The 8,046-nt window shown below is 65.8% G+C and carries 7 protein-coding genes and 1 pseudogene; 4 read left to right on the forward strand and 4 right to left on the reverse strand.

Features of this window, described 5'->3' with window-relative positions; genetic code table 11:
• Positions 1–253: 253 nt before the first annotated feature.
• Positions 254–1,131, forward strand: a pseudogene (locus tag AC1DYX_RS24760) (ATP-binding cassette domain-containing protein); the annotation flags it as partial.
• Between the two features lie 115 nt (positions 1,132–1,246).
• On the opposite strand, the gene AC1DYX_RS24765 reads toward AC1DYX_RS24760, so the two are convergent.
• The 4 genes from AC1DYX_RS24765 to AC1DYX_RS24780 all read right to left on the reverse strand — a co-directional run bounded on the left by AC1DYX_RS24765 (position 1,247) and on the right by AC1DYX_RS24780 (position 4,327).
• Positions 1,247–2,548, reverse strand: a complete 1,302-nt coding sequence (locus tag AC1DYX_RS24765) for a dicarboxylate/amino acid:cation symporter (protein WP_477263813.1) — start codon at positions 2,546–2,548, stop codon at positions 1,247–1,249.
• Between the two features lie 169 nt (positions 2,549–2,717).
• Positions 2,718–3,068 (reverse strand): hypothetical protein, encoded by a 351-nt coding sequence (locus AC1DYX_RS24770; RefSeq protein WP_477263815.1) that lies wholly within the window; start codon positions 3,066–3,068, stop codon positions 2,718–2,720.
• A gap of 12 nt (positions 3,069–3,080) precedes the next feature.
• On the reverse strand, positions 3,081–3,461 hold the full coding sequence (locus tag AC1DYX_RS24775) for a hypothetical protein (protein ID WP_477263817.1): 381 nt from the start codon (positions 3,459–3,461) through the stop codon (positions 3,081–3,083).
• Positions 3,462–3,532: 71 nt separating this feature from the next.
• Entirely contained in the window at positions 3,533–4,327 is a 795-nt protein-coding gene (locus tag AC1DYX_RS24780) for a 3-hydroxybutyrate dehydrogenase (protein WP_477263819.1), read from the reverse strand.
• Positions 4,328–4,482: 155 nt separating this feature from the next.
• Between AC1DYX_RS24780 and AC1DYX_RS24785 the strand changes: the two genes are divergently transcribed.
• From AC1DYX_RS24785 to AC1DYX_RS24795, 3 genes are all read left to right on the forward strand, one after another.
• On the forward strand, positions 4,483–5,361 hold the full coding sequence (locus AC1DYX_RS24785) for an alpha/beta fold hydrolase (RefSeq protein WP_477263821.1): 879 nt from the start codon (positions 4,483–4,485) through the stop codon (positions 5,359–5,361).
• An 87-nt stretch (positions 5,362–5,448) separates the two neighbouring features.
• Positions 5,449–5,799: a RidA family protein gene (locus tag AC1DYX_RS24790; RefSeq protein ID WP_477263824.1), complete on the forward strand. Its 351-nt coding sequence runs from the start codon at positions 5,449–5,451 to the stop codon at positions 5,797–5,799.
• A 9-nt stretch (positions 5,800–5,808) separates the two neighbouring features.
• Positions 5,809–8,046 (forward strand): RelA/SpoT family protein (locus AC1DYX_RS24795; protein WP_477263826.1); only part of this gene is annotated, 2,238 nt, incomplete at its 3' end.

The raw sequence follows: 8,046 nt of genomic DNA on the forward strand, positions 1-8,046 counted from the left end.
GGCTTGAGCCAGCACAGATAGCGTACGGGAGCCTTGCGCGGCGGCGGCGGTCAAACCCGGCATGACCGCCGCCACCGGAACTTCCGCCAACCGCGCCGCCCGCCGCCGCTTCACGGCCGAGCTGTGGGGCGTGATGCGTGCCAACCGCTGGCGCGTGGCGGCGTCGATCGTCCTGTTGCTGGCCGCGAAGGTGGCGACCGTGGCCGTGCCGCTGCTGCTCAAGCGCATCATCGACGCGTTTTCGCAGGCCACGCTGCCGCTATGCCTGCCGCTGAAAGCCCTGGGCTTCGTGTACCGCGAATCGCGCGACGCCTGGGTCAACGCTGAGCGCCTGTTCGCGCTGCTGGGGGAGCGACCCGAAATGCCGGACGGGCCCGGCCTGCCGGCGCTCGTGCCCGGTGCCGGCGAAGTCGTGTTCGAACACGTGGGCTTCGATTACGAGCCGGGACGGCCCGCGCTGGACGACGTCAGCCTGCGCATCCCGCCCGGGACCACGCTGGCCGTCGTCGGGCGCAGCGGCTCCGGCAAGTCGACGCTCGCGCGTCTGCTGCTGCGCTTCTACGACCCCGACCGCGGCCGCATCCTGATCGACGGCCAGGATATCCGCCAGTGCGCGCGGCCATCGGCGTCGTCCCGCAGGATGCCGCCCTGTTCAACGACACGATCGCCGGCAACATCGGCTATGCGCGCGCGGGCGCACGCCATGACGAGATCGTGGCGGCGGCACGCGCCGCGCAATTGCACGACATGATCAGCGCGCCGCCGGACGGCTACGACAGCCCGGTCGGCGAGCGGGGCGTGAAGTCTTCCGGCGGTGAGCGCCAGCGTATCGGCATCGCGCGCACCATCCTGAAGCAGCCGACGATCCTCGTGTTCGACGAGGCCACGTCGGCGCTCGATTCCGTGTCGGAGCACGCCATCGTGCGGGAACTGGAGCGCCTGGCCGAGCGGCGCACGACGCTCGTCATCGCGCACCGACTCTCGACCATCGTGCATGCGCACGCGATCATCGTCATGGACCGGGGCCGCATCGTCGAGCGGGGCACGCACGCGGAACTGTTGCGGCGCWAGGGGGTGTATGCGCGGCTGTGGCTGTTGCAGCAGCGCCAGGTTGCCCGATGCAGCGCCTGACGTGCCGCCCGAGGTGCCGTCATGAGGCGTCGCGCAAAAAAAATCGCCGGGCGAACCCGGCGTCGGAACGAGGAATCGTTGGAGCCGCGCTGTAAGGCGCAGGCGGCTCGATGAATCAGGCGGCTTCGCGGACCGGATGCAGGTCGCCAGTCGCGTCGTCCGGGCTCGGATTCTTCAGTTCGGAGGTCAGGCGCTCCTTGTCGAGCTCGCGTTCCCACTTCGACACGACGACCGTCGCCACACCGTTGCCGATGATGTTGGTGAGGGCGCGGCATTCGCTCATGAACTTGTCGATGCCCAGGATCAGGGTCATGCCCGCCACCGGGATCGTCGGCACGACGGCCAGCGTGGCGGCCAGCGTGATGAAGCCGGCGCCGGTGATGCCCGATGCGCCCTTCGAGGTCAGCATCGCCACGAACAGGATCGTCAGTTCCTGCGTCAAGGTCAGCTCCGTGTTCGTGGCCTGGGCGACGAACAGGGCGGCCATCGTCATGTAGATGTTGGTGCCGTCCAGGTTGAACGAGTAGCCGGTCGGCACGACGAGACCCACGACGGATTTCGGGCAACCCATTTTTTCCAGCTTGCGCATCAGCGCGGGCAGGGCGCTTTCCGACGAGCTCGTGCCCAGCACGATCAGCAGCTCTTCCTTGATGTAGGCGAGGAAGCGGAAGATCGAGAAGCCGGTCAGGCGGGCGATGGTACCCAGGACGAGCACGATGAACAGGAAGCAGGTCAGGTAGAACGAACCGACGAGCGATGCCAGCGGAATCAGCGACTTGACGCCGTATTTGCCGATGGTGAACGCCATGGCGCCGAACGCACCGATCGGGGCGGCCTTCATGATGATGTTCACGACGCCGAAGATGGCGTGCGACATGTCGTCGATGAAGCGGGTCAGCGGACGGCCGCGCTCACCCAGGATCGACAGCGCGAAGCCGAACAGGATCGCGATCAGCAGCACTTGCAGGATTTCCCCCTTGGCGAACGCATCCACGAACGTGTTCGGGATGATGTTCATGAGGAAGTCGACCRTGGTCAGCGACTTGGTCTTGTCGGTGTACTGGGCGATCGCATGCGTGTCCAGCGTGGCGGCGTTGACGTTGAAGCCCGCGCCCGGCCTGATCAGGTTGGCGACGAGTAAACCGATGCCCAGCGCAAAGGTCGAGACGACCTCGAAGTAGAGCAGGGCCTTGCCGCCGACACGGCCGACCTTTTTCATGTCCTGCATGCCGGCAATACCGGCGACGACGGTACAGAAAATCACCGGGGCGATGATCATCTTGATCAGTTTGACGAAGCCGTCTCCCAAAGGCTTCATCGCGGTTGCGATGCCCGGATCGTAGATGCCCAGCAGAACACCCACGATAATCGCAAACAATACCTGGACATAAAGTACTTTATAGAATGGTTTTTTCATGGCTAGGCTTCATACGCTATTGGTAACACGGTCATCATCACGCAAAATATCTGCATGGGCTATTGTGGAAAACCGCAACGACGTGGCTGATAACCACAGCCCGGTTTTCTGAATAATCCGATTCATGGTTTGCTGCGCTTGTCCCGGCCGGGAATGCAGGCAGGGCCGCTTACTGGCGACGATACACCGATCCGCCTTTCATGACGAACACGACGTTGCGCAGCGCGGCGATGTCGGCGGTCGGATCGCCGTCGACGGCCACGACGTCCGCCAGCATGCCGGTGCGGATCGCACCAAGGTCCTTGCGGTCGAGGATGCCGGCCGCGACTACCGTGCGGCGCGCAGGGCCTCGGTCGGTGTCATGCCGAGGCGCACCATCCACTCCAGTTCGTGCGGCGCCGTCGCCGGCCCGGACTTTCTCCGGCGTCAGCTGCACGGGGCGCTGGCCCGGGGCCTGGTCGGCCGCGCCGGCCACGCAGGCCAGTAGCGACAAGGTGGCGATGGCAGCCCAGGTCCGCATGATTCTCCCTTTTCAGCCGTCCAGGTCCTGCATCGCCTGCGCGATCCCGATCTCGACATCGCGCAGGAACGCCGCCCCTTTCGGCGACAGCGCGATGCCCGGCACGGCCAGTTCGACGAGGCAGGCAAGGGCCTGGCGGAACCATTCCATGTCGGTGCCCATCAGCGGCAGCGCGTGGGCGTCGACGAGGTAGTGCACGGCGCGCGTGAGCAGGGCCGTGTCGCGGCCGGCGTTGGCCACGAGCAGGGCGAAGTCGGCSGCTTCGCGCTCGAAGCGGTCGGCGACGGTTTCCAGGATGTCGCGCGACACCTGCGGCTGGCCGGATGCCAGCACGACATGGGCGAGTTCCACGCAGGCATCATGCAAGCCTTCGATTTTCAGCGACTCGTCCACATTCACTCCTTCAAAAAAGAACACGGCACGACCGCGCTGCAGCCGTGCCGTCATATATCACGCCGGGATGCTTATTGCGCGACCCAGCCGCCGTCCATGTTCCAGGCCACGCCGCGCACCTGGTTTGCGGCCGGGCTGCAGAAGAACACGGCCAGCGCGCCCAGTTCTTCCGGCGTGACGAATTCGCCCGACGGCTGTTTTTCCAGCAGCAGGTTTTTCTTGGCCTGCTCGTTGCTGATGCCTTCGCGCGCGGCGCGGTCGTCCACCTGTTTCTGCACGAGCGGCGTCAGCACCCAGCCCGGACAGATCGCGTTGGCGGTGACGCCGGTCTGGGCCGTTTCCAGCGCCGTCGATTTGGTCAGGCCGACGAGGCCGTGCTTGGCGGCGACGTAGGCCGATTTCTGTGCCGACGCGACGAGGCCGTGCGCCGATGCCAGGTTGATGATGCGGCCCCAGTTCTTCTGCTTCATGTAAGGCAGGGCGAGGCGGGACGTATGGAAGGCCGAGCTGAGGTTGATGGCGATGATCGCATCCCATTTCTCGACCGGGAAGTCCTCGATGTTCGCGACGTACTGGATGCCGGCGTTGTTGACGAGGATGTCGACGCCGCCGAACTTGTCCGCGGCGAATGTCATCATCGCGGCGATCTGGTCGGGCTGCGACATGTCGGCATTGTGGTAGGCGGTCTGGACGCCGAATTCCTGGCCGATGTCGGTGTAGAGCTTTTCGATCTGCTGCGCGTCGCCGAAACCGTTGAAGACGATGTTGGCGCCTTGCTCGGCCAGCGCGCGTGCGATGCCGAGGCCGATGCCCGAGGTCGAGCCGGTGACGAGTGCAGTTTTGCCGCTTAGCATGGTTGATTTCATTCGTTCCTCTTTCTCAGTGGACTTTGATTGGGGGATTCGCCGGTCCTCCCTGGCCAGACTTGGTAGAATTCTAATCGCTCCGCCGGTTAAAATGTTGGCGGCCGCCATGGACAGGATGTCCCGGGCGGATGCATGGTGATCGTCGGAACAGGAAAATGAGCGAACCGAGGTTGAAATCCGTGCTGTGCAGTTCGCCCGCCGGCCTGCACCGCATGGCGTACAAGGAGTGGGGCGACCCGGACAATGCGAAGGTGCTCGTCTGCGTGCATGGCGTGACGCGCGTGGCCGGCGACTTCGACGCGCTGGCGCGGGCCCTGTGCGACCGCTATCGCGTCGTCTGCCCGGACGTCGCCGGGCGCGGCCGTTCCGACCGGCTGCGCGATCCGGCGCTGTACGTGGTGCCGCAATACGTGGCCGACATGGTGACGCTGATCGCCCGCGTCACGGCGGCAAACGACGACGAGGGTGTGCACTGGTTCGGCACGTCGATGGGCGGCCTGATCGGCATCGCGCTCGCGTCGCAGGAAGCCAGCCCGATCCGCCGCATGGTGTTGAACGACATCGGCCCCGTGCTGGACCCGGCCGCGATGGCCCGCATCGGCGACTACATCGGCCAGGACCTGCGCTTTCCCAGCTACGAGGAAGGCGCCTCGTTCGTGCGCGCCGTCTCGACGTCGTTCGGTCCGCACAGCGACGAGCAATGGGACAAGCTGACGCGCGATGTGCTCGTGCAGCTGCCCGACGGGCACTGGACGCGCCACTACGACCTGGGCCTGGCCGCCCCGTTCAAGGCGCTGACGCCGGAGCGTGTGGCGCAGGACGAGGCGCGGCTGTGGGCGGCCTACGATGCGATCCGTTGCCCCACGCTGCTGGTGCGCGGCGAACTCTCGGATCTGCTGTCGCATGCGACGGCGCAGGAGATGACGCGGCGCGGTCCGCAACCGCGGTTGGTGGAGATCGCCGGCGTGGGCCATGCGCCCACGTTCCTGCAGCCGGAGCAGATCGCGATCGCACGGGAATTTTTGACCGGCTGATGTTGGCCGGAAGGTGTTCGGCTCCACGGCCGGGCGAAGCGGCCGCAAGGCCTTGGTTTTACTAGATTAAGCGACTTAGAGAAAAGCATGGAAATCAAACGACTGCACGTAGGCAAACGACTGTCCGAAGTCACCATCCACAACGGTACCGTGTACCTGGCCGGCCAGATCGCCAGCGACAACAAGCAGGACATCGTCGGCCAGACGCGCGAAGTGCTGGCCAGCATCGACCGCCTGCTGGCGGAAGCCGGCAGCGACAAGACCCGCATCCTGTCTACCCAGATCTTCATCACCGACATGGCCAACTTCCCGGCCATGAACACCGTGTGGGACACGTGGGTCGTGCCGGGCGCCACGCCGCCGCGCGCCACCGTCGAAGCCAGGCTGGCCGATCCGGCCTGCCTGGTCGAAATCGTCGTCGTTGCCGCTCAGGCGTAAAGACAGGCGATGGTATCGATTGTCGCGCTCGGCGACGCCACCACCCAACTGGTCCACGGACTCGGCCCCGACGACTGCGCGCGCGTGAAGGGCGCGCTGGAATTCGCGGCGGCGTCGTATGGCGACCGCACGGCCGCCATCGGCCAGAGTGCGTTCGAATTCTCGCTGGGGGTGGCCGGCACGCTTGCGTTGTTGCGCAGCGATGCCGAGACCCGCATCGCCGGCCTGCTGTTCGAGCTGGCCATCGTGGAGCCGGGCGTGACCGAGGCGCTCGAGGAGCGCTTCGGCAAGGAAGTGGCGGACATGGTGCGCGGCGTGCACCAGCTGATCCGCCTGCGCGACCTGACGGCGGCCCAGGCCCCCGTCGGGCGCGGCAAGAATGCGGCCCAGGAGGCCATGGCCCAGGTCGAGACCCTGCGCAAGATGCTGCTGGCGATGGCCAGCGACATGCGCGTCGTGCTGATCCGCCTTGCGTCGTGCGTGGCGATGCTGCGCTGGTTCGCGGAGCACAAGCGCTTCGACGACGTCACGCGCAACTACGGCCGCGAAGTGCTGGACCTGTACGCGCCGCTGGCGAACCGGCTCGGCATCTTCCAGCTGAAATGGGAACTGGAAGACCTGTCGTTCCGGATGATGGAGCCGGACACGTACAAGCGCATCGCCAGGATGCTCGAAGAGAAGCGCATGCTGCGCGAGAGCTTCGTGGCGACGTCGATCGCGCGCCTGCAGAAGGAGCTGGCGGCGGCCGGCATCAAGGCGGAAGTGTTCGGCCGGCCGAAGCACATCTACAGCATCTGGAAGAAGATGCGCGGCAAGGAGCTGGATTTCTCCGAGCTGTATGACGTGCGCGCGTTCCGCGTGATCGTCGACGATGTCAAGACCTGCTACACGGTGCTGGGTGTCGTGCACAATATCTGGACGCCGATCCCGAAGGAATTCGACGACTACATCTCGCGTCCGAAGGCGAACGGCTACCAGTCGCTGCACACGGTCGTCACCGCCGAGGACGGGCGGCCGCTGGAAGTGCAGATCCGCACCCAGGAGATGCACAACTTCGCCGAGTACGGCGTGGCCGCGCACTGGCGCTACAAGGAAGAAGGCGGCTCGAACTTCAAGAGCCAGGAATACGACGAGAAGATCGCGTGGCTGCGCCAGCTGCTGGCCTGGAAGACGGAGGTCGCGAGCGCCGTCACGGGCCAGGAAGAGCTGCAGCGCGAATGGGTCGAGAAACTCAAGTCGACCACGCTGGACGACCGCATTTTCGTGCTGACGCCGCAGGCGCGCGTGCTCGAGCTGCCCGTCGGCGCCACGCCGATCGACTTCGCCTACCACCTGCACAGCGAGGTGGGGCATCGCTGCCGCGGGGCCAAGGTCGACGGCGTGATGGTGCCGCTGAACACGCCGCTGAAGAACGGCCAGACGTGCGAGATCATCACCGCGAAGGGCCCGGCCGGCAGTCAGGGGCCGTCGCGCGACTGGCTCAGCCCCGGCTATACGGTCAGCAGCCGCACGCGCTCGAAGATCCGCGCCTGGTTCCACGCGCTGGAACTGGCGGAGACGCTGGCGCACGGCCGCGCCCTCGTCGAGAAATCGCTGCAGCGCGAAGGCAAGACCGCGGTCAACCTCGATGCGCTCGCGCACAAGCTCGGCTTTACCAAGGTGGACGATTTGTTCATCGCGGTGGGCAAGGAAAAATTCAGCCTGCGCCACGTGGAAGCGGCGCTGCACGACACGGGCGCACCGGCCGCGCCGGTCGCCGACGAGGCGGTCGTCAACAAGAGCCGCGCGTCGAGCGTGGAGCAGGGTGCCAAATCGGGCGTGCTCGTCGTCGGCACGGAAGGCCTGATGACGCAGCTGGCGCGCTGCTGCAAGCCGGCACCGCCGGACCCGATCGTCGGCTTCGTCACGCGCGGCAAGGGCGTGTCGATCCACCGCGCGAGCTGCAAGAACTTCGCCGAGATGGCGACCAGGAGCCCGGAACGCGTGCTCGAGACGGAATGGGGCACGACGGGGCTGGAGACGGTGTTCCCGGTCGACATTTTCATCCTCGCGAGCGACCGCCAGGGCCTGCTGCGCGACATCTCGGAAGTGCTGGCCATCTCCAGGATCAACGTGATCGGCGTGAATACGCAGAGCAGCAAGGGGTTCGCGAAGATGGTGTTCACGGCCGAGATCAGCTCGACCGGCCAGTTGCAGAAAGCGTTGGCCGCGATCGCCGAAGTCAAGGGCGTGCAAGAGGCCAGGAGA

The organism is Massilia sp. P2_C2 (assembly GCF_056404615.1).